Source organism: Brevibacillus sp. SIMBA_040, assembly GCF_046535075.1.
Taxonomy (GTDB): Bacteria; Bacillota; Bacilli; order Brevibacillales; family Brevibacillaceae; genus Brevibacillus.
The window spans coordinates 305,915-326,978 of sequence record NZ_JAWRXI010000007.1; the positions used below are offsets into that span (position 1 = coordinate 305,915).

At 47.8% G+C, this 21,064-nt stretch carries 22 protein-coding genes; 14 read left to right on the top strand and 8 right to left on the bottom strand.

The window, feature by feature from the left end; all coding sequences use genetic code 11:
* Positions 1-9 precede the first annotated feature (9 nt).
* The 6 genes from SB752_RS14455 (at position 10) to SB752_RS14480 (ending at position 6,415) form a co-directional block, all read left to right on the top strand.
* Positions 10-930 (top strand): ABC transporter permease, encoded by a 921-nt coding sequence (locus SB752_RS14455; protein WP_410716314.1) that lies wholly within the window; start codon positions 10-12, stop codon positions 928-930.
* Positions 931-946: 16 nt separating this feature from the next.
* Entirely contained in the window at positions 947-1,804 is an 858-nt protein-coding gene (locus SB752_RS14460; RefSeq protein WP_410716315.1) for an ABC transporter permease, read from the top strand.
* Positions 1,805-1,829: 25 nt separating this feature from the next.
* Entirely contained in the window at positions 1,830-2,816 is a 987-nt protein-coding gene (locus tag SB752_RS14465; RefSeq protein WP_410716316.1) for an ABC transporter ATP-binding protein, read from the top strand.
* Positions 2,813-3,817, top strand: a complete 1,005-nt coding sequence (locus SB752_RS14470) for an ABC transporter ATP-binding protein (protein ID WP_410716317.1) — start codon at positions 2,813-2,815, stop codon at positions 3,815-3,817. The genes SB752_RS14465 and SB752_RS14470 overlap by 4 nt, the downstream gene beginning before the upstream one ends.
* Positions 3,798-4,910, top strand: coding sequence for an o-succinylbenzoate synthase (gene menC / locus SB752_RS14475; RefSeq protein ID WP_410716318.1), 1,113 nt, complete (start codon positions 3,798-3,800; stop codon positions 4,908-4,910). Before SB752_RS14470 ends, menC begins: the two co-directional genes overlap by 20 nt.
* A 62-nt stretch (positions 4,911-4,972) precedes the next feature.
* Positions 4,973-6,415, top strand: a complete 1,443-nt coding sequence (locus SB752_RS14480) for a serine hydrolase domain-containing protein (RefSeq protein ID WP_410716319.1) — start codon at positions 4,973-4,975, stop codon at positions 6,413-6,415.
* A 57-nt stretch (positions 6,416-6,472) separates the two neighbouring features.
* Here SB752_RS14480 and SB752_RS14485 read toward each other — a convergent pair whose 3' ends face one another.
* Entirely contained in the window at positions 6,473-7,789 is a 1,317-nt protein-coding gene (locus SB752_RS14485) for an MFS transporter (RefSeq protein WP_410716348.1), read from the bottom strand.
* Positions 7,761-8,492, bottom strand: coding sequence for an ArsR/SmtB family transcription factor (locus SB752_RS14490; protein ID WP_410716320.1), 732 nt, complete (start codon positions 8,490-8,492; stop codon positions 7,761-7,763). The genes SB752_RS14485 and SB752_RS14490 overlap by 29 nt, the downstream gene beginning before the upstream one ends.
* A gap of 164 nt (positions 8,493-8,656) precedes the next feature.
* Here SB752_RS14490 and SB752_RS14495 point away from each other — a divergent pair, with 164 nt between their 5' ends.
* Together SB752_RS14495 and SB752_RS14500 are read left to right on the top strand one after the other, a co-directional pair.
* Positions 8,657-9,868: an MFS transporter gene (locus SB752_RS14495; protein ID WP_410716321.1), complete on the top strand. Its 1,212-nt coding sequence runs from the start codon at positions 8,657-8,659 to the stop codon at positions 9,866-9,868.
* Positions 9,869-10,023: 155 nt separating this feature from the next.
* Positions 10,024-11,286: an MFS transporter gene (locus SB752_RS14500; protein ID WP_410716322.1), complete on the top strand. Its 1,263-nt coding sequence runs from the start codon at positions 10,024-10,026 to the stop codon at positions 11,284-11,286.
* Here the strand turns inward: SB752_RS14500 and SB752_RS14505 are convergent.
* Entirely contained in the window at positions 11,257-12,036 is a 780-nt protein-coding gene (locus tag SB752_RS14505; protein ID WP_410716323.1) for an SDR family NAD(P)-dependent oxidoreductase, read from the bottom strand. The genes SB752_RS14500 and SB752_RS14505 overlap by 30 nt on opposite strands.
* Before the next feature lie 130 nt (positions 12,037-12,166).
* Here SB752_RS14505 and SB752_RS14510 point away from each other — a divergent pair, with 130 nt between their 5' ends.
* Positions 12,167-12,385 (top strand): DUF1540 domain-containing protein, encoded by a 219-nt coding sequence (locus tag SB752_RS14510; protein WP_410716324.1) that lies wholly within the window; start codon positions 12,167-12,169, stop codon positions 12,383-12,385.
* A gap of 66 nt (positions 12,386-12,451) precedes the next feature.
* On the opposite strand, the gene SB752_RS14515 is transcribed toward SB752_RS14510, so the two are convergent.
* Positions 12,452-13,042, bottom strand: coding sequence for a hypothetical protein (locus SB752_RS14515; protein ID WP_410716325.1), 591 nt, complete (start codon positions 13,040-13,042; stop codon positions 12,452-12,454).
* A 92-nt stretch (positions 13,043-13,134) separates the two neighbouring features.
* Here SB752_RS14515 and SB752_RS14520 point away from each other — a divergent pair, with 92 nt between their 5' ends.
* Positions 13,135-13,719, top strand: coding sequence for a DUF456 domain-containing protein (locus SB752_RS14520; protein WP_410716326.1), 585 nt, complete (start codon positions 13,135-13,137; stop codon positions 13,717-13,719).
* Between the two features lie 59 nt (positions 13,720-13,778).
* Here the strand turns inward: SB752_RS14520 and SB752_RS14525 are convergent, their stop codons facing one another.
* Complete coding sequence (locus SB752_RS14525) at positions 13,779-14,306, bottom strand: DUF84 family protein (RefSeq protein ID WP_103109429.1); 528 nt, start codon at positions 14,304-14,306, stop codon at positions 13,779-13,781.
* 122 nt (positions 14,307-14,428) lie between these two features.
* Between SB752_RS14525 and dapF the strand changes: the two genes are divergently transcribed.
* Positions 14,429-15,289 carry a diaminopimelate epimerase gene (gene dapF, locus SB752_RS14530; protein ID WP_410716327.1) on the top strand — a complete coding sequence of 287 codons (861 nt, stop codon included), beginning with the start codon at positions 14,429-14,431 and terminating at the stop codon, positions 15,287-15,289.
* A 133-nt stretch (positions 15,290-15,422) separates the two neighbouring features.
* Here dapF and SB752_RS14535 read toward each other — a convergent pair whose 3' ends face one another.
* Both SB752_RS14535 and SB752_RS14540 read right to left on the bottom strand, forming a co-directional pair.
* Positions 15,423-16,439: a muramidase family protein gene (locus tag SB752_RS14535; protein WP_410716328.1), complete on the bottom strand. Its 1,017-nt coding sequence runs from the start codon at positions 16,437-16,439 to the stop codon at positions 15,423-15,425.
* Positions 16,440-16,687: 248 nt separating this feature from the next.
* On the bottom strand, positions 16,688-16,825 hold the full coding sequence (locus SB752_RS14540) for a hypothetical protein (RefSeq protein ID WP_410716329.1): 138 nt from the start codon (positions 16,823-16,825) through the stop codon (positions 16,688-16,690).
* Positions 16,826-17,101: 276 nt separating this feature from the next.
* Between SB752_RS14540 and SB752_RS14545 the strand changes: the two genes are divergently transcribed.
* From SB752_RS14545 to SB752_RS14555, 3 genes are read left to right on the top strand one after another with little or no spacing between them, the layout of a single operon-like run.
* A complete protein-coding gene (locus SB752_RS14545) occupies positions 17,102-18,244 on the top strand; it encodes a cysteine desulfurase family protein (protein ID WP_410716330.1) in 1,143 nt (380 codons plus the stop codon).
* A gap of 51 nt (positions 18,245-18,295) precedes the next feature.
* Positions 18,296-19,495, top strand: a complete 1,200-nt coding sequence (gene thiI, locus SB752_RS14550) for a tRNA uracil 4-sulfurtransferase ThiI (RefSeq protein ID WP_410716331.1) — start codon at positions 18,296-18,298, stop codon at positions 19,493-19,495.
* A 44-nt stretch (positions 19,496-19,539) separates the two neighbouring features.
* Positions 19,540-20,316: a fumarylacetoacetate hydrolase family protein gene (locus tag SB752_RS14555; RefSeq protein ID WP_410716332.1), complete on the top strand. Its 777-nt coding sequence runs from the start codon at positions 19,540-19,542 to the stop codon at positions 20,314-20,316.
* A 60-nt stretch (positions 20,317-20,376) separates the two neighbouring features.
* Here SB752_RS14555 and SB752_RS14560 read toward each other — a convergent pair whose 3' ends face one another.
* Positions 20,377-20,658, bottom strand: coding sequence for a hypothetical protein (locus SB752_RS14560; RefSeq protein WP_213026050.1), 282 nt, complete (start codon positions 20,656-20,658; stop codon positions 20,377-20,379).
* Positions 20,659-21,064: the final 406 nt, after the last annotated feature.

The window sequence follows — 21,064 nt, forward strand, 5'->3', positions numbered from 1 at the left end:
GTGGATGGCATGCGTCGATACGTACTAAAGAGGCTGCTGTCCCTAGTAGGAACACTACTAGGGGTATCCGTCCTCATCTTCCTCATGGTGCATCTAATCCCAGGAGATCCAGTTACTACGATTCTCGGGCAGTTTGCCACTCCGGAGGCAGTCAGCCAAATGCGTGCGACGCTTGGGCTGGACCAGCCATTGTGGCAGCAATATATGCACTTTTTAGGAAGACTTTTGGTAGGCGATCTGGGTACCTCCCTGTTTACTGGTCAAAGTGTGTGGGAGCAAATTACACAGCGCTTTCCAATAACGTTGCAGCTCGCTATTTTTAGTGTCATTATTGCGGCAATTTTCGGGATTTTGCTAGGTACGATTGCGGCAGTCAAGCAAAATACGTTTGTGGATCGTCTGGTTGTTCTCTCGTCCCTTGTAGGGATTTCTGCACCAGGCTTCTGGATTGCGCTGTTCCTGATTTGGGTCTTTGCTTATAAGCTGGCTTTATTTCCGATCTCAGGCTATGAGGGGTTACATTCTTTGCTGCTTCCTGCGATCACGCTAGGAATGGCAGAAGCCGGAATGATTGCCCGGATGACACGCTCCAGCATGCTTGAGGTCATTAAGCAGGACTACATGCGCACGGCGGAGGCCAAAGGAGCAGCCATGATCCGAATGGTTTTCAGCCACGGCTTGCCAAATGCCATTATTCCTGTCGTTACGATGCTGGGCTTGCAATTTGGTTCGCTTATGGCAGGGGCAGTCGTAGTAGAAACAGTCTTCTCCTTGCAGGGAATAGGCAGTTTGGCGATTGAATCCATAGGCAAGCGAGACATGCCAACTGTGCAAGGAATGGTATTTTTCATGGCAGTGATTTTTGCAACAACGAATCTGGTCGTGGATTTAATCTACAGTCTGATTGATCCGCGTATCCATTACGACTAAGGAGAGGAGGCAGACTATGGTGAACAACAAAATTCGTCCTGAGTCGTATTGGAAAATCATTGGTAAACGATTGGGCCGCAATAAAACAGCGATGGGTGGGGCCGTCATTCTCCTGATTTTTATCGTAGCATCCTTACTCGCTCCATGGATCGCTCCTCACCCCGTCGACCAAATGAATTTCGATAACAGATTAGCCCCCCCGAGTGCTACGAATTTACTAGGTACTGATGATTTTGGACGTGATATTTTCTCACGATTGCTACACGGCGGACGTATTTCTTTGATGATGGGCTTGATCACGGTGGTGCTTTCTACAGTCATCGGGGTCACGCTGGGGATCGTTGCCGGATACTATCGCCGGGTTGACATGTTTATCATGCAAGGAATGGATATTCTCATGTCTTTGCCAGCACTCTTGCTCGCCATTGCCGTCATTGCTGTTCTGGGGCCTGGGCTGACCAATGCCATGATCGCCGTCGTTATCGCCGTTATTCCTTCGTATGTCAGGATCGTTCGTTCGGCGGTTCTTTCCATCCGTGAAAAGGAATACATCGAGGCGGTCAGAGCGTTGGGCATTCGGGACTGGAAAATCTTGCTGAAGCATATTTTACCGAATATTCTTTCTCCGATCATCGTGCTTTCCACCATTCAGTTTGGTGTGAGTATTTTGGCAGCAGCAGCACTGAGCTTTCTTGGCTTGGGTGCTCAGCCGCCGATGCCGGAGTGGGGAGCGATGGTTTTTGTCGGCAAGTCTTTTTTGAGTCAAGCTTGGTGGATGTCGATCTTTCCAGGTATGACCATTATGCTAGTGGTCCTTGGCTTTAATCTGTTAGGGGACGGATTGCGCGATGCGCTCGATCCAAAAACAAGGTAATGGAGGAAGGGAGGGCAACCCACCGATGCAGGATGTATTGCTTGCGGTAAAAGATTTGCGCGTGCAGTTTCAGACAGAAAAAGGAACGCTTCCTGCCCTGCAGAACATCTCCTTTCACATACGAAAAGGGGAGACGGTCGCACTGGTAGGGGAATCCGGCTGCGGCAAAAGCGTGACTTCACTGGCGATCATGGGCCTCTTGTCGAAGGCGATGACCAATATGGAAGGAAGCATCACTTTTCGCGATACCAAGCTAAATCAGCTGGATAAAAAAGCGATCCGAGCGATCCGGGGAAATGAGATCGCGATGATCTTTCAAGAGCCGATGACCTCGCTCAACCCTGTGCATACAATCGGTAAACAATTAGAGGAAGTGTATTTACTCCATAGTGATTTGTCCAAAAAGGAACGACAGGCAAAAGCGATCGAAATGCTTAAAAAAGTAGGCGTGCCCAGGCCGGAGAGCATCATGCGCGAATATCCGCACCAATTGTCCGGTGGGATGAAGCAAAGAGTCATGATCGCGATGGCGATGGCCTGTAATCCTGATTTGTTGATTGCAGATGAGCCGACGACCGCTTTAGACGTAACGATTCAGGCCCAAATCCTGGAGCTGATGAACGACCTGAAGGAAAGTGGCAGTACCTCTCTCCTCTTAATCACGCATGATTTGGGTGTCGTGGCTGAGATGGCTGACCGTGTGCTTGTGATGTACTACGGTGAAATCGTCGAGGAAGCAGATGTCACAAGTCTGTTTGCTAATCCACTGCATCCGTATACGGCAGGACTGCTGCGTTGTGTACCGGATATGGAGGACGAGGAGGAGCGTGTGAGACTGGAGCCGATCGAGGGAAGTGTGCCGCTGCTGGGAGAAGTGACCCAAGGCTGCGCGTTTCGCTTTCGCTGCCCACATGCCCAAGAGCGCTGTCACAATGAAAAACCGCCACTGCTGGCAACAGGCTCACAAGCTGTCCGTTGCTGGTTGTACGAGAACAAGGAGATGGCGGTATGAGCGAGCTGTTAAAAGTAAACGACCTGAAAACGTATTTTACGGTCAACAAAGGACTGCTTGGTAAAAGCAATGATGTCGTGAAGGCAGTTGACGGAGTCTCCTTCGAGGTGAGAAAGGGAGAAACACTTGGCTTGGTAGGGGAGAGCGGCTGCGGTAAATCGACGACAGGACGAAGCATCATGCGTCTGATTGAGCCAACAGGCGGCACCATCCATTTTGAAGGTCAGGAGATTTCCAAGTTATCACCTTCCCAGTTTCGACCGTTGCGCAAGCAGATGCAGATCGTGTTTCAAGACCCGTATGCATCGTTGAACCCAAGAATGACCGTGCAAAAAGCGTTAGAGGAAGCAATCGGGGTTCGGTTACCCAACCTTTCAGCCAAAGAGCGCCTGGAGCAGGTAGAGGAATTGCTGAACTTGGTGGGATTGAATTCCCAATTCGCTAGCCGTTACCCACATGAATTCAGTGGTGGGCAACGTCAGCGGATCGGGATCGCCCGTGCACTAGCCGTCCAGCCTTCGCTGATCGTTGCCGACGAGCCTGTCTCTGCGCTTGATGTTTCCATCCAAGCCCAGATTGTCAACCTTTTGCAAGATTTGCAGCAACGTCTCGGATTAGGATATTTGTTCATTTCACATGATTTAGGAGTCGTTCGTCATATTAGCGACCGAATTGCCGTCATGTATTTGGGCCGAATCGTCGAGATCGCGGACAAAAAAGATTTGTTTGCCAGACCGATGCATCCATATACGCAGGCATTGATGTCTGCTGTACCAAAAGCCAATCCGCTGCGAAAGAAGGAGCGAATCGTTCTTACTGGTGATGTTCCAAATCCGGCAAAGCCCCCTGCTGGCTGCGCTTTTCACACGCGTTGTCCGCATGCAGTCGAGATGTGTAAACAAGTTAGACCGGTTGCCACACCTGTCAATGCAAACCACTACGTATCGTGCCACCTGTATGGCCTAGAAGGGATGAAAATCATTGAAAATAGAGCGAATTGAATTACAGCAACTGAACATGCCACTTCGTTTCCGATTTGAGACCAGTTTTGGTAGCACGAGTATTAAGGACTTTATCCTTGTCAGTGTGCATAGTGAGGGTGAGGTTGGATACGCAGAAAGCGTAGCGATGCCGAATCCTTACTATAATGAAGAAACGACAGAGACTGTCTGGCACATGATGGAGCGGCATCTCATTCCGCAGCTTCTGAGCACGCCAATCGAGGCACCAGAGGATGTTGACCGTCTTTTCGCGCCAATCCGTCGCAATCATATGGCGAAGGCAGCTTTGGAAGGTGCTGTATGGGATCTATATAGCAAGCAAAAAGGAATCTCCCTGGCAAAAGCACTCGGTGGTGAAAAATCGATCATCGATGTAGGAATCAGTATCGGAATTGAACCAACTGTAAAACAAGTTCTTGAAAAAGTAGAACGCCATCTCGGCGAGGGCTATAAAAAAATTAAAGTAAAAATCAAGCCAGGCTTCGATGTAGATGTTGTCCGCGCGATTCGAGAAAGCTTCGGAGATGATGTACCACTGATGGCCGATGCCAACTCTGCTTACACGATGAAGCACTTGGACGTGATGAAAGAATTGGATCAGTACAATCTGATCATGATTGAACAGCCACTGGCTCATGATGACATCATCGATCATGCCAAGCTGCAAAAAGAGCTGCGCACGCCGATTTGTCTGGATGAGAGCATCCACAACGTGGAAGATGCGCGAAAAGCGATAGAATTGGGTAGCTGCGGAATTATCAATATAAAAGTTGGTCGTGTAGGTGGATTGACCGAATCCAAGCGAATTCACGATTACTGCCAGGCACAGGGCATTCCTGTATGGTGCGGCGGGATGATCGAATCAGGTGTGGGACGTGCGCATAACATCGCAATTACCGCGTTGCCTAATTTCACCATTCCGGGAGATACCGCTGCCTCCAGTCGTTATTGGGAGGAAGACATCGTAGAACCTGGAGTTGAGCTTGTTGCTCCTGGACAGCTGGCTGTTCCCGAAAGTCCTGGGATCGGCTACACGGTAAATACAAATGCAGTAGGCAAATACGCCATTCGTTCAGCGACTTTCAGACCGTAGAGCAAGAGGTTTCGTAACAGCCTTCCGTCAGACATAGATAATGAGTGAAGGGGAGAAGGAACGTGGCAAAATGGGTCCAATCATTTGAAGAGTATGCAAAGCAGCTGCTTGAAAAGGGAAAGATCATAGGAGCATCCGTGGGACTGGCAGAGAATGGAGAACTGAGCTATTTTCAAGGGTTTGGTCTCACAGATAACACGGATGATGCCCAGGCCGTTACTGCGGATACCGTATTTGGGATTGGTTCGGTAACCAAGGTGTTTACATGTGTCGCGATCATGCAGCTTCAAGAAACAGGTAAGCTCTCCGTTCATGATCCAGTCATCAAGTATATTCCGGAACTACGTACCCCAAGTGAAGCACACACTCGGGAAATAACAATTCATCATCTGATGACGCACACTGCAGGCTTCCCTGCATTTGACACGTTAATGGGTGCAATGAAAAGAAGTATGGAAAACGACCCACACAGTGGTACCTTCAGCTCTGGTTTAGAATTTGATTTAGAAAAGATGGAAGCGATTGATACAAAAGATCAGTTTGTCGCCTACATTTCAGGGCTTGATTACGAGCTGCTTGGTCCTCCAGGCACACAGTTCAGCTATTCTAACGACAGCTTCGCACTGCTTGGGGTTATCATCGAGCGTGTGAGCGATATTTCGTATGAGCAGTTCGTGAAAGAGAATATTTTGGACCCTGCCGGGATGACGCGGAGTGCTTTTCTCCTCGAGGACCTGCCTCAGGATACACAAGTCGCGACTTTGTTTACCCGCAAAAGTGCGACGGATGGCGGTGAGGTTTACCGATCTCCAAATTGGTGGGATGCACCAACTATGCGTGCTGGAGGCAAGCTGAAATCAACCATTCATGATTTGCTGCGGTTTACCGAGATTTTCCGCACAGGAGGGTTGGTAGGAGAGAAACGAATTCTGACCGAAGAAAGTGTGAGACAAATAACCCTCTCTCATATTCAGATGAATCCCCATCAAGGATATGGATATGGGCTTATGATTGCAAGTGACTGCCATGGTGGAACGCTGATTGAACATGGTGGAGCTGTAAAAGGTGTCAGTGCCCAATTGTTTTTCCTCCCCGAGCGCAATTTGACGGGAGCCGTTCTCATGAATGTCGATGGAGGCCCTGCGGCAGATTTGATGCATGGCTTGCTGAACGAGATTAACGGAAAGCCTGCTAATACTCCACCGTTTGTTTATCCTGATTATGAAGTGTCAACTGAGGTGCTTTCGTCCCTAGTCGGTTTTTATCGCTCTTCGGAAGGGGCGAATGTAACCGTTGAGATTCAGGAAAATGGTTTGGTTTTGAAGCTTTTGGGTACGGGCGTTCTGCTAAGACCTGTCGGAGAAGACAGCTTTGTTTGGAAACGGGGAGAGAATGATTCGTTTGTTCGATTCTTTCGAGATGAGACGGGAGCCAGTATCAGGTTGTTCGTTGGAGGACGTCAATTGATCAAATCACCAGTCAATAAAGAACAGGCGACCGTATAAATACGAAAACGCGCACCTACAAGCAACCAACCTGCTTGCAAGGTGTGCGTTCTTGTTTTAGGAGGAAAGGGACGTACTGGCTCCGGGTGTTTCAACGGTAGTTCGTTTCCAATCGGGATGCTGTTCCATTTTCCGAAAAGCTGGAATGAACAAAAGGCTAAGTCCAATGCAGGTAAAAATGATTCCTCCACTAAAGAGTAGAAGTCCCGGGGTTGCCATTTTTGCATTAAGTAAATAAGAGCAGAGAGCGTAGCTAACCGGGCCAAATCCGATGGACATGAGAGAAAGCAATGACATGACACGTCCAAGAACATTGGCGGGGACGATCGTTTGGATATACGTAATTAATGGAATATTCGTCATCGTAAGCGTCATTCCAATCAAGAACATGGAGATCAAGCCAAAAGTAAGCTGCTGCATGAAGAATAGGGAGCTCATACCGACACCCATGAAACCGAGAATAACGGGAAGGAGGATGAATTTTCCACGGAACCCTTTCCATAATCCAGTCAAAATACCCCCAACAATGGTACCGATGCCAAGAGACATGCTAAGTGAGCTATAAGAGCTGCCATCCCACCCGAGATCCTTGACATGAAGCGGTATGCCCATGTTAATGGGACCAGAAAACATCATGTTGGTGAAAAGAGAGGTCACAAAAATAATACAAAGGATCGGAACAGAAAAAGTAAAGCGGATTCCCCCCATGATATCTTTCAAGTAAGAGGTTTTCGCAGCAGCAGGTTCACGTTCCATGCTCTCCTGTTCACTCGGCTTCAATCGAAGAGAAAGGATAAACAAGGTGCCTACGAAAAAGGCAACTCCGAGAGTCAGGAACATGACCGGATACGTGGTTGTCTTGATCAGCAGGGCGGAGACGACTGGACCGCCAACCATGCTGATTTGCTGGGAGATTTCCATCAAGCTGTTTGCTGGGGCGAGCTGTTCGCGTGTAACGAGAGAAGGCAGAATGGAGCTGCGGGCGGGCCAAAAAAAGGCGTCTACCGTACCAAAAAGTACAGCCAATACATAAGCGGAAATGGGCAGGAAGCTGTTATTTTCATTCATCAACATCAGGCTGAAGCCGGCGAGGATGATTCCCCGTGCCAGGATGGATAAAAACATGATCCATTTCCGATTCCAACGGTCCGCAGCCACTCCCCCAGCCAGCATGAAGAGCAGGCGAGGAATGGACATGCAGATCAGAGTCGTGCCAAGCATCGCTTCCGAGCCTGTCATATCAACGATAAACCAGGACAGCAGGATAAAAAAGGCACCGTCTGCCATTGCAGAGAGAATCGTTCCGCACCAGAGCAGGGCGAACGAGCTGTTGCGCCAGAGCGTTTTATTCACTGCTTGACTGGTCATCTTGATCCTCCTTTTTCTTTTTGACGACAATCTTGCTGGACAGATGCTTGAAATCAGAAGGCAGCGTTTCATAGTGGTCAGGAAGTGATTCATCATCAGCGACATAGAAGCGCTCATTGGTCATGAATCCAACAGCAACCATATAAAAGTTTTCTTCCGTATCCTCGGCTTCCCCAGCAGCAATCCGCTGTAAATAGCGATCTTCTATTTCACCGAGTTCGTCTAGCAACGCATGATATTTGGATAACCACTCCCTGATTTCATGGCGGGGAGCCTTCACTTCTGAGTTCATGGCAAGGGCTGGCGGACGGTCCTCGGCATCTGAGAACTGCATGAATGATTCATCCGGGGCATTGTACAAGCGCGTAATGCTAGAGCGCAGATGATTTAGCATAGACTCCTGCAAAAGCATCGTATCCTCTCGCAGGGAGGGGAGAAGATCATCACTTACTTTAAAATCATAGGCTACGGCTCTGTAAAACTTTTGCACGATCCCGTTTTTCTCTTCCGTACGCACGACATGAACAAACCCGTGGTTCTCCAATTCTTTCAGATGATAATGGACTTTGGAGGCTGACAAAGAGAGATGGGTAGCTAATTGCTTCCCCGTGTATTCTTCTTTTACCAGCATGGTGATGATTTGCATGCGTAATGAATCGCTTACGGCTTTTAGTTGATCCAATGTTTCCACGACCAGATATCGTTTCAAGTAATCACCCTCGTTTCAGTTGGATAGAACTGTCCGTTATTTTTAGACGTTCAATTTTATTTGAACGTATTGTATCAATAAAACATTCCATTTGACAAGATCAATTTGCCACTATTTTTTGACAAGTGTTACAATACGAGAAAACGGTGAAAGGATGCTTAATCATGTCATTGCTACAACATCCAATCTTTCGCCGTTTGTATACGGCACATATCATACACATCATTGGGAATGAGTTTACGTTTATCGCTGTAGTGGGACTCCTTAATGATTTGAGCGGCTCAGGTCTGTCCTTTGCAGCTGGAACCGTTTTTCGGATGCTGCCGTATGTTTTGACCAGTTTTTTTGCTGGTGCGCTCGTAGAAAATTGGGATAAGCGCCGTGTAATGATTATCGTAAATTTGCTTCGCGGGATTCTGGTCAGTCTGTTTTTCTTCATTACCTCTGTTACGTATTTATGGGTAGCTTTTTTATTGTTGATTTTGGTCAATATATGTAGCGCTTTTTTTCAACCGGCTATGCAGGTAGCCATTGTCAGTTCAGTAGAAGAAAAGGATCGCCTCGCTGCCAACTCGCTTTTGCAAGGAACCACATCCTTTTTGATTATTGTCTGCCAAGGTGTGGCAGCTATCCTGGTTTATTTGTTTTCCTATCGTTACAATTTTTTGCTCGATGCAGGATGCTATTTAGCGTCTCTATTCATCTTGCTGCGGCTTCCCCAAATCGCCAATGCTTCTGTCACCAAGACGACCGCGGGTTATTTGGATAGGCTTCAGGAAGGTTTTCGCTATATTAGCAAGCAAAAAGAGATTGGACGCGTCATCATGTACCAGATGGCAGAGAGGGTATGCGGGGCTTATTACATCATGCTGATGTTTTATGTGCTGACCGAGCGAGGAGAAGGCCTGTACGTATTTGGTTTGCTGGACATACCGCTTGGACTAGGAGGGGTGATGGCGGGAATACTCGTTAACCGCAGCTCCTATCGCTTGGGCGAAAAAGGCGTGACAGCAGTACAAGGCTGGGCGCTTGTGGCAATGGGCTGTTCGATTGTAGCTGTATTTCATATCAAGCCGATCCTGGGCCTTGCTGTCGCCATCTTGTTCTGTTCCTTTGCATCGTTTGGTTCCTCGATTTTGTCCGTGACCAAGCTTCAAAAATTAGCGGATCCCTCGTATTTAGCCCGCGTCTTTTCGATCAGAGAAATGGCTACCATGGGCAGCTTTTCAGTGAGCTGTCTCATATTGGGCTATGGAGCAGAAAAGGTAGGGAGTGCCACTGTATCCGTCTGGCTGGGTGTTTTTGGTGTCCTAGCCGGAATGGTCTGGCTATGGAGTCGCCGGAGACTGGAAAAAACAGAAGCAGATGTATACTGACTTGACATTGAGTGACAAAGCCCTTTGCTAACTTTGGCAAAGGGTTATTTTTTTCGCGAGGCAGTCTTTTTTATTTAATAAATATAATTATTGAAAAAGTATAAAATAAAAGCTACAATAAGGAACAAACGAAGGAAAGAAAAGGAAGATGACAGATGAAGGAGCTATGGCGACAGCATTCTTTTCGCTGGTATTGGCTGGGCATGTTCTTATCTGGTCTGGGTGACCAGTTTGGCTGGATGGGTTTGACCTGGTTTATTATGAAAAAGACAGGCTCATCCGTCGCGATGGGCGGAGTTATTCTTGCCTACATGCTGCCCTCGGTGCTGGCAGGCTTGCTGGCTGGGGTTTTGCTTGATCGATATGATCGACGCAAACTGATTATGGTAGACAACGTGGCACGCGGACTTATTTTTATTGCGCTGGTTGCACTGCTTCAGGTAGATCAGGTACCGCTTTTCGTGGTGTATGTACTGATCGTGATTGCTGGCTTGCTTTCACCACTTAGCTCAGCCGGTGCCCAGACGCTATTGCCGAGATTGGTGCCAGATAAAAAGCATTTGGTCAAGGCAAATGGAGTCATGGAAAGCCAGTGGCAAATTGTCTACATGTTTGGACCTGCACTGGCGGGTGTATTGATCAGCTTGATTGGAGAGGCTTATGTCCTCTTGATTGACGCAGTTAGCTTCTTTGTATGTGCAATCTGTTTCTCGCGACTGCCGAAACAATTGACGCAAAGCGCAAGTCCTGCGGCGGCTCCTACAGGGAACATCGGACCGTTCTTGCGTTCGCTGCTGGCTGATATGCGCACAGGCTATCGCTATGTGTTTGGGCAAAAACAGATGGTTGCTCTAATCCTGTTTACTTTTCTGTTTAACATGTCCTATGGACCGATTGAGGTGGCTCTTCCCTTGTATGCGAATCAGGATTTACAGGGAGGATCGGTTGCCTTGGGAATGCTTTGGTCATCATTGGCGATTGGGGCGCTCTTAGGTTCCTTGTTTTTTTCCACGATAAACTGGAAAATTCCGCTCGGAGCCACATTGGCAGGAATCATTGTGGCATGGGGATTGACGACATTGCCGCTTGCTCTTTTTGCACGACTGGAGGTCTCGATGGTCGCAATGGCGTTAGCCGGATTTTGCTTCTCTCCTTACAACATCTTGTACAGGAGCTACCTGCAAAAACAAGTTCCGGATGCCTTGCTGGGACGGGTAATGACCAGCATCAGAACGATTACGGGGACAGGGATGCCTCTCGGGGCAGCCGTTTCCGGGCTGTTTATTCCCGTATTGGGCGTACAGGGTCTGTTTGGGGCGGGGGCACTGATTTGCATCATTTTCGGGGGGATTGCTTTTGGAGCACTTCGGCATTTAGACGCCGGGCCGTCACTTGCGGTTGATGAGCGGGGCGACTAATTGCTTCACCTTGTACGGTAACAAGCTATATAGAAAAGAGAGGGCATGCAGACGAAAAGGCATCGCTACTTCCGGGCGTTTCCTTTCTACGGCCTTGTATATGAGTGTGGCAGTTTGTTCAGGAGACAGGAGATAGCTATTGACTTTACTGCGATAAGCTCCTGTTTTATCAGCACGCTCTAAAAAAGGAGTGTCGATGGGACCGGGCAAAGCGCAGGTGACATGTACCCCAGTGTCAGCCAGCTCATGACGAAGTCCCTCGCTAAAACGAATGACAGCAGCTTTACTGGCAGCATAAACAGCAGCCTTGGCAGTAGCAACTTGACCTGCCAATGAGGCAATATTAATAATATGACCACGATTTTCTTGCAGCATCATCGGCAAAAAAGCACGCGTGGTGTACATGACTCCAGCGATATTCGTCAAGAGGGTTTCCTCCAGCTCTTCCAACCGCATCTGGACAAGGGATTCGAATACAGCAGTCCCAGCGTTGTTGTAAAGAAGGTCGCACTTACCAAAACGGACGTGAACCCAAGCAGCAAATTGGCGTACAGCTTCATTGCTTGAGACATCTAGTGGATAAATGCAAAGGTTGTCCGGGTGAGAAAGCTGCTTTGCGAAGGCTTCGAGGGTATGCTCACTGCGGCTGGTAGCAATGACCAGATCTCCTTTTTTCAGATGGAGCTGGGTCAGTGCCCTTCCGAGACCGCCGGAAGCACCTGTGATGACGATGACTCGTGAGGATGACATGACAGAAATCAACCTCTTTCTAGTGGGATGAAATAACAGATCGAGGGTCTGACAAGGTCAATTTCCTCGCTGATTCCAAGTATAAGCGTAAGGCTTGTTGTGAAGGATAGCCCCTAGGGGGTGAAATAACATGCCACAAGTAAAGTGCAGTGTTGCAAACTGTGCGTACTGGGGAGAAGGTAACGACTGTAACGCTGATATGATCATGGTGGAAATTGACGCGCACGCGAATGCGAAATTCAAAGAAGAGTTTGCTGGTGAATTCGAATACGCAAGTCAGCACCAAGATCAAGCGAAATCCTCTTCCCAGACCTGTTGTCACACATTTAAACCGAAAGAAAAGAAGTAGCAGCCGATGGCTCAAAAAGACGTATCTTTGACAGATACGTCTTTTTGTTTTCGTTGCCAACATGTCCTAGAGGATTGTCTTTGCTAAAAACAGCTGATTTACCTTCCCCTGTGCTTCTTCCCAGGAGGTTACGCGATGGACGAGATCCGGAAGCGGACCTTGGTTATAAGGTGTATCGAAGAGAAGGACAGGAATTTGCAATGCTTCTGATAGCTGCAGAGCATTCTCCAGACGATCCTCCAAGAAGAGATCGACTTGCCATTTGCGTGCGGCAGCCAGCTTATCGTGTGACCCGACCAGATCTACTTCATGGAAAGGGATTTGGTAACGGGAAAACCAATTTATCGTCACATCGAGATGTCTGGCATCTCGCGCGCTGATATAAACGAGCTTATGTTCTGCATGCCATTCGCGAAGGATGTGGTCAGCATTTCCGTGTACGGGCGATTCATCATACAAGCGGTGTCCGAATTGATCGAGCCAATCCTCAAACTCAGCATCTGTAATGTTGTACACATTAGCCAGATTGTACTCGTAACAGTCTTCATATCGTAAATCTTTTCCAAAGCATTCATTCATCAAAGGCACAATACTGCTGGGTGAAGTCACCGTACCGTCAATATCGATGCCAAAGGTTAGGACTTTCTCTGTTTTCATTCTCTCGCCTCCCGATTAAATTGTACACCTTTCGCAGACAATAAGGCTACTTCCTTCACCACAAATCCTTTGGACAAGGGGCTGAGCATGCCATGGCGGACCACAAAGAACGTATGAATGCGAAGCGGAAGGAAGATACCGGCTTTTCGGAAACTCTCGACATGCACGATACGGAATTTGCTGCAGATACGTGGACCCAAGCTGAGTTCGATCGACACGAAGCAAGGGACCAAAAGCGTATTGCATATGATCCGTATACCCATACTGAGCGTTACTTTGGCGACTCAGACAGGGAGAGGGAGAGGACAGACTTTTCGGAGCGTTTGGACGGAGTTGTTCTGGCGAGGGAGGAGCATGGTGACCCTCCATCTGTTAGAGACGACGATGTAGAAACGGCTGCGGAAATCGCTGAACCGATTCCGGTGCGCCGAGCCTCACGTGATGTCGGAGATGACGACAGCCGGGAAAATGGGGCAAGCGGTATTGGGATGACAGGTCTTGGATTATCGATCCTCTCTCTGTTCCTCATGCCGTACGTGATTGCTCCCATCGGGATGGTGCTGGGCTTCCTTGCGTATCGCCGCAACTCGCGAGCGCTTGGGGCGTGGGCGATGATCATTGGGGCTATCGCCATCTTGGGCGCCTTGGTTATCTACCCGTACTACACAGCCCGTTAGGCACTACTCCTCAAAAACCTCTCCGGTCATCGTACCTGGAGAGGTTTTTGGCTGTATCCTTAATAAAAAGGCGAGTGAAATGGGGTAATCGCTGCAATCACTGCATCTCGAAAAACATCCGCACGACGGACGCGATCGTCAGTAAATAATCCATAGGCCCCGCCACGATGGTTGCTGTTTGTCGTTTTTCCCCATTCGTCAATAATGGTATGGAGCTCTATTTTTTCTTGCTTGATACGCTCGGCAGCGAGGTTGGGGATTGGAAAGGACAAGCCTTTTCCCAAAAAAAGCTGCTTCCCATTCCAGGCTGCACAGACAGAGATGAGATACCATTGCGAAGTGAAGCGATCATCATACATAAGACCGCCTTCCAGACCGAGTCCGATTTGTGCTTCGGGCAGCGCGGCAAGTACTGCCCTCGCCCGATTAATGGCACCCGTAATGGTTTCGTCCTCGCTCATTGGCTGATCTGAGATACCTGATGGCACCGATAAGCAGATCGGTTCTACTCCCGTCGCCATTTGTACAGCTAAACGCTTAGCTCCATTAGTAGTTCCTAAGCCAAAACGCCATGCAGAAATATCCAAGTGCCATTCCTCCGTTTCCAACAATAAGAGGTAGTATACCACTTTCCCACAAACGGGTGTGTTGTGATAAGATAATGCGTATACGTAAAGTCAGATATTACAGAGAAAAAGAGGAGTGGACGATGAAATTTACGAAATTGCATGGCTTGGGTAACGATTACGTATATGTCAACTGTTTTGAAGAAGACTTGACTGGCGTAGATCTTCCTGAACTGGCAAGACGGGTAAGCGACCGTCACTTTGGGATTGGCGGCGATGGTCTAATCCTAATTTTGCCATCTGAGCGAGCTGATTTTCGCATGCGCGTCTTTAATAACGATGGCAGTGAAGCCAAAAACTGTGGCAACGGCCTGCGATGTGTGAGTAAATACGTATTCGATCACGGCTTGACAGAAAAAGCTACATTCACTGTGGAGACACTTGGCGGTATCATGACACCCGTAGTTTCGCTTGGAGAGGATGGCAAAGTCGAGCAGGTGACGATTGATATGGGGGAGCCGCGTTTTGAACGGGCGGCGATTCCGATGACTGGCATCCCGGACGAGCAGGCACGCGAAGAGGCGATTGAGGTCGATGGCGAGGTTTTCACGATGACAGCCGTTTCGATGGGCAATCCTCACGCAATCATTTTTGTGGATGAGGTTCGTAATGAAGATGTCGCTCGCTACGGTTCGAAGATTGAATTCCATCAATGGTTTCCAGAACGCACTAATGTCGAATTTATCCAAATATTGAATCGAAAGGAAATTCTCTTCCGTGTATGGGAACGCGGCTCAGGAGTGACGCTTGCCTGTGGAACAGGAGCGTGTGCAGCAGCAGTAGCCGCGTGCCTGAGTGGAAAGACGGATCGCGAAGTAACCGTTCATCTTGCAGGTGGCGACCTGATGATTGATTGGCGAGAAAGCGATAATCGCGTCTTCATGACTGGCCCTGCTACTGAAGTGTTTTCAGGAGCGTACATGGGACCGATTCCGTATAAATAAGTTTTTTGAGTTCAATAAAAAACCGTTCTTGTCCATGAAAGGGCAGGAACGGTTTTTCGTGTTAGTGAGCCGTGACTCGACCAAAAGACCCGTCGTAGCACAGCTAAGCTTTCAAATGTGGGGCGAGCTGAGCTTATTTTCTCCCGGCGGCGATTTTGATCGCTTCCTGATGGTCCGGGTCAATCAGGTTATCCTTATGGCGCAGGCTCCCCAGAAAGTGAATGTCAAAGTGCCCATTGAAATCATTATTTGCGATGTATTCAATGCTATGAGGCATAGATGTCATCGACGCAGCGATTCGTCTGCCATTTACTTCAACAATGACGGGGCGGATACTCCAGGAAAAAGAGCCTCCCCAGATGTCTTTAATCATCGCAGAATCAGCTGTAGTAAGCGGCTCCGTATCGGAATGAGAGGCACCGATTGTGCGTTTTACACGGAAGGTCTTTTTCGTTGCAAAGTCGGTTATGGTGGCGACAGAATTGATCGGGAATAAGTATTGTGCTGCTTCAAACCAGTCCAAATATTCACCATAGGCAGAGCCTGTAACAGCTGTTTTCGGGATATGATGCACGGGTACCTTTACCATTTGTCCAATTTGCAGGTAAGCTGTTTCCGATAGACCGTTCACTTGAAGGAATTCAGACATCGGAATCCCGTGTGCAATTGAAATCGTCCAAGGAGTATCTCCAGCTGCGACTTGGTAGCTGACGTTTTCTACCCAGGGCTTGTCCTGCCCGGTTGAGGGCTTTGGCTGTTCGCTTTGGTCCGGTGTAGCTTTTGTCGGGATGAGCAGCTTTTGTCCGATCCATAGATCATCAGTTGTCGGCAAATGATTGACATTCACAATACTCTGAATGCTTACGCCATAGGTAGCGGCGATTTTCCACAAGACATCACCTGATTTCACTGTATAGACGAGAGAGCTCGGTGGTATGTATAAATTCTGACCCACCATAATCGTGTCGGAAGTCAGATGATTAGCTAGCTTTAGCTGTTCGACAGTGATTTGATTCCGATAAGCGATATTGCCGAGAGTATCCCCGGACACGACCGTAACCGATTGTGCCCATGCAGAAGTGGCAGGGAGCAGAGTAGCGATCAATAATGTTGTTGCAGTCAGACGTTTCCATCTTGATGTTTTGAACATGAAAGCCTCCTCGATGCCGTAGCATGATGTATTTGACTGATACAGTATTATTGTAAGCAGTCAAGATAGAGGCTTTCACCCGCCAAATACCCCCTGAGGTGGTTGGTTTTTCCATCGTGTGAACATAGATTATACCCCCAGTAGGAGTGCCAAAGTGAAAAATAAGGTGAGAAGACATAAAAATAGCGCGGTTGCGGCAAATTTATCTTGCCACTACCCGCACTATCGAAAAGAAAATAAGCGAAAAGTCACCCGTTGTACACCTCATTTAGATATGCGACATCTGTTCGATCCGTACTTTTGTTCATTTTGGCCAGCTCAGCCTGCAGACGCTTCAATTCTGCTTCCATTTTTCTGATTTTTTCTTGCATAGCTTGTGTTGTCATCGTTGTTCTCTCCCCGTTGTCATTGTTTTATCTAAATTTATTGACTATTCTAACGAAAGGAAATGAAGAAGTAAATAGCCTATATCTGGATGTAAGCGTTTTAGCTGTGAATACTCTGTGAACGAACGTTCAGATTTTGGTTTTTTTGCTTGTTGTTTCTTCTATTAGTCGGGAAAAATAAGGATGTAAAGTGCTTTGCACTGTATGAATCGGGAAAAGTCATGGTATGATGAAGCGTAGACTCAAGGCAGCTTGCCTTCAGGAAGGTGTATACTGGTGATTTACTTGGATAACAGTGCTACGACCCGTCCGCATCCACAGGTCATTGAAACTGTGCGGCGGGCAATGGAAAGCTATTACGGCAATCCGTCTTCTTTGCACCAAAAAGGGGTAGAAGCTGAGAATGTGCTAAAGCAGGCACGGAAGGTAGCAGCGCAGTACCTCGGATGTAGGGAAGCGGAAATCATTTTTACCTCAGGCGGTACGGAAAGCAATAATACGGCGATCAAAGGCATTGCCTTTCAATATCAGAACAGAGGGAAGCATATCATTACGACCCAGGTTGAGCATCCGGCGGTTTATGATGTTTGCAAGCAGTTGGAGGGCTTGGGGTTCTCAATAACGTATCTACCTGTCGATCGTGATGGTCGTGTGTCCGTGGATGACCTAAAGCGAGCAATGCGTCCGGATACCATTCTCGTATCCGTCATGCACGTGAATAATGAGCTTGGCACGATCCAACCTGTCGTGGAAATAGGGCAGTGGCTGAAGCAGTATCCGAAGGTGCTGTTTCATGTAGACGCCGTGCAGGCAATCGGCAAGGTTCCACTGCGAATCAAAGATTCTGGAATTGATCTTCTGAGTGTTTCTGCCCACAAATTCTACGGACCGCGTGGGATTGGCATTTTGTATAAGCGCGAGGGTCTAATCATTCATCCACTCATGATGGGTGGCGGACAAGAAGCCGGAGTACGATCAGGAACAGAAAATCTGCCGGCAATCGCAGGCATGGCAAAGGCCTTTCGGATCTTGGAAGAGCTAGGTAACGTGGAAAGCATCCGGCTGCAGGGCTTGATTCAGCAGCTCCGTGAGGGCATCTCACGCATCGAAGGCTGTATCATCAATACACCGGAGACAGGTGTTGCTCCACATATCATGAATTTGTCGGTACCGGGAGTGAAAGCGGAGGTTCTGTTGCATGCTTTGGAGGAAAGAGGCTTTTTGATCTCTACGAAATCTGCATGCTCGTCCAAAATAAACGAGCCAAGTCGCGTACTGACTGCAATCGGTATTCCGCGCGATTGCGCTCTTTCATCCCTTCGTATCAGCTTGGGGAGAGAAAATAATACCGAGGATATCAAAGAGTTTGTATCTGCATTACAGGATTGTGTGGTCAAGCTGCGTTCTTATATGAAGTAACCCATTTACTTTTTTGCAGATTAAAGCGTTTCTAACAAAAAGGAGATAATCATGAACTACGATGTTATTTTGATTCGTTACGGAGAACTGGCCTTAAAAGGAAAGAACCGCGACCAGTTTGAGGAAGCTCTCGTAAGAAGTGTTAAAAGTGTGCTGCGTTCTTTCTTTAAAGTAAAAGTACGCCGCAATTACGGCAGAATGTATGTCGAGCTGCATGGAGAAGATGCCTATGCGGTTATGGAGCGCCTGAAGCGTGTTTTCGGGATTTCATCCTTTAGCCCGACTGTGCAGGTTGACCCTGACATCGAGAACATTAAGGCCAAGGCGCTTGAAATGATCCGTCAGTTAAATCCGCAGCCACGTACCTTCCGTGTCGTGACGCGCCGCGCAGACAAGCGCTATCCGATTCCTTCTATGGAAGTAAACCGCATGGTTGGAACACATATCCTACGGGCGATTCCTGCGATCAGTGTAGATGTGCATGAACCAGAAGCGATTGTAAATCTTGAAATTCGGACAGAAGGAACCTATTTGAGCTGTGAGACCATTCCGGGACCTGGAGGATTGCCAGTAGGTGTGAGCGGGAAAGTGCTCCTCTTGCTGTCTGGTGGAATTGATAGTCCGGTTGCTGGCTGGATGATGCTGAAACGTGGGGTGACACTTGAAGCTATTCACTTCCACAGCTATCCATTCACGAGTGAGCGTGCCTTGCAAAAAGTACGCGATCTCGCTCAAAAGCTGACGAAATGGGGAGGAACCGTTCGTCTTCACGTCGTACCTTTTACAGAGATCCAAACACAGATTCGCGAAAAGTGCCCAGAGGACTATCTCATTACAATCATGCGCCGATTTATGATGCGTATATCGGAGCGAGTAGCTGCTAATACAAACGCAAAGGCTCTTGCTACAGGTGAAAGTCTGGGGCAAGTCGCTTCCCAAACGCTTGAGAGCATGGATACCATTAATAAAGTTATTTCTATCCCAATGCTGCGACCACTCGTTGGAATGGACAAAATCGATATTACCGACATCTCGCGTAAAATCGATACGTATGAGCTGTCTATTTTGCCGTATGAGGATTGCTGCACCGTATTTACACCGAAAAACCCAGTAACACGTCCGAAGCCATACTTGGCTGCTCGTTTTGAGGAGGCACTGGATGTGGAGGCTCTCGTAGAGAATGCCGTAGCTGGGACCGTGATTGAAGAAATTACGACCAAACCAAAAGAAGCAGCAACAGATCTGTTCTAACTGTACATTCACTGATAGAAAAGGAAGAACGGGGAGAGGTTGTCATGATAATCCGTTTTGAGCGCAACGGCAAGGTGAAGCATGGCTGGATGGTAGAAGCGGATCACAAGGTACGTGTGATCGAAGGGGACATTTATAAAATCCAATCGGCAAAACCGATCATGACAGGACTTGAGCTGTCATTGGACGACATTACAGTAAAAGCCCCTAGTGAACCAAGCAAAGTGGTGTGCATCGGCGTAAACTACCGAGACCATGCGGAGGAAATGGGCATTGAGCTGCCAAAAGAGCCATTGATGTTTTTAAAACCTTCCACGACAGTTGTAGGTCCGAATGAGCCGATTGTATACCCAAAGCTGACGGAGAACCTTCATTATGAAGGAGAGCTTGCTGTTGTCATCAAAAAAGAGGCGAAAAAGGTCAAAGCTGAAGATGCTGATGACTACATCCTGGGAGTTACGTGTGCGATTGATGTGACTGCACGAGATTTGCAAATGTCAGACGGGCAGTGGACTCGTGCCAAAAGCTTTGATACGTTTTGCCCGCTTGGCCCTGCGATAGCAGCCAAACTCGATTACCAAAATTTGCGTATCGTGACTCGTGTAAATGGAAAAGTGCGTCAGGATTCAAACACGAATCAAATGGTTTTTACCATTCCGCAAATCGTGGAAGCTGTTTCTGCCGTGATGACCTTGCTGCCAGGTGACGTTATCCTTACAGGTACGCCACCTGGTGTAGGTGAGCTCAAGTCGGGTGATGAGATCTCGGTAAGTATCGAAGGAATTGGAACACTTTGTACTCATGTTATCGCAGACGAATAGGTATTCCTGTGTGAAATAGCGAAGCCCCCTCTACGGATCTGTGGAGGGGGCTGTGCTTTACTACTCTTCTTCGTTAGGATCGTCATGAATCGGATGAGCAGAAGGGTCTTGACGAGGCAAGTCTTGATGCATAAGCCGGGTTTCATATGTGAAACGTGTTGTCGTTGAATGCTGCCCTGGCTCCCAGCCTGTAGCTTTTCCCAGTCTGACTTCGTTTGTGGAAGCTCCATAAGGCCCTTCGGGAAACTCTTCTTGAAGAATCTCGTTGCGCTGTGATTCTACGGTGGACAGCTCGCTGTATCGGTCATTTTCATACTCTTCATAGGTGGGTTTTGGATCCACTTGGACACCGCCTTTGCAAATGGTCTGCTTTTTTTAGAAGGAATAGGCTTCAGGGATAGTGTGAAATAAAAAGAGTGCTGTTATGCGTTTTTCTATTGACTTCTCGATCCTGTTCATTTATATTTAAATTCTGCCGTAATTGATCAATAGTTTTTGAAAAAGATGCGGATGAAAAGTAGAAAAAACATCTTGACTTTCGGAGTGGGTTTTTGATATATTAGAACTTGTCGCTGTGAAAGCGATAAAGGGAGGTTAAAAAAACCTCTTGCAAAACAAAAAGTGATGTGATAACATCAAGAAGTCGCTTTTTGGGCGAAATGGAAAAATGTTCTTTGAAAACTGAACAGCGAAAGCGTTAATGAGTCTATCATTAAATGATTTGCCAGCTTTGAACCAGTAACAAACT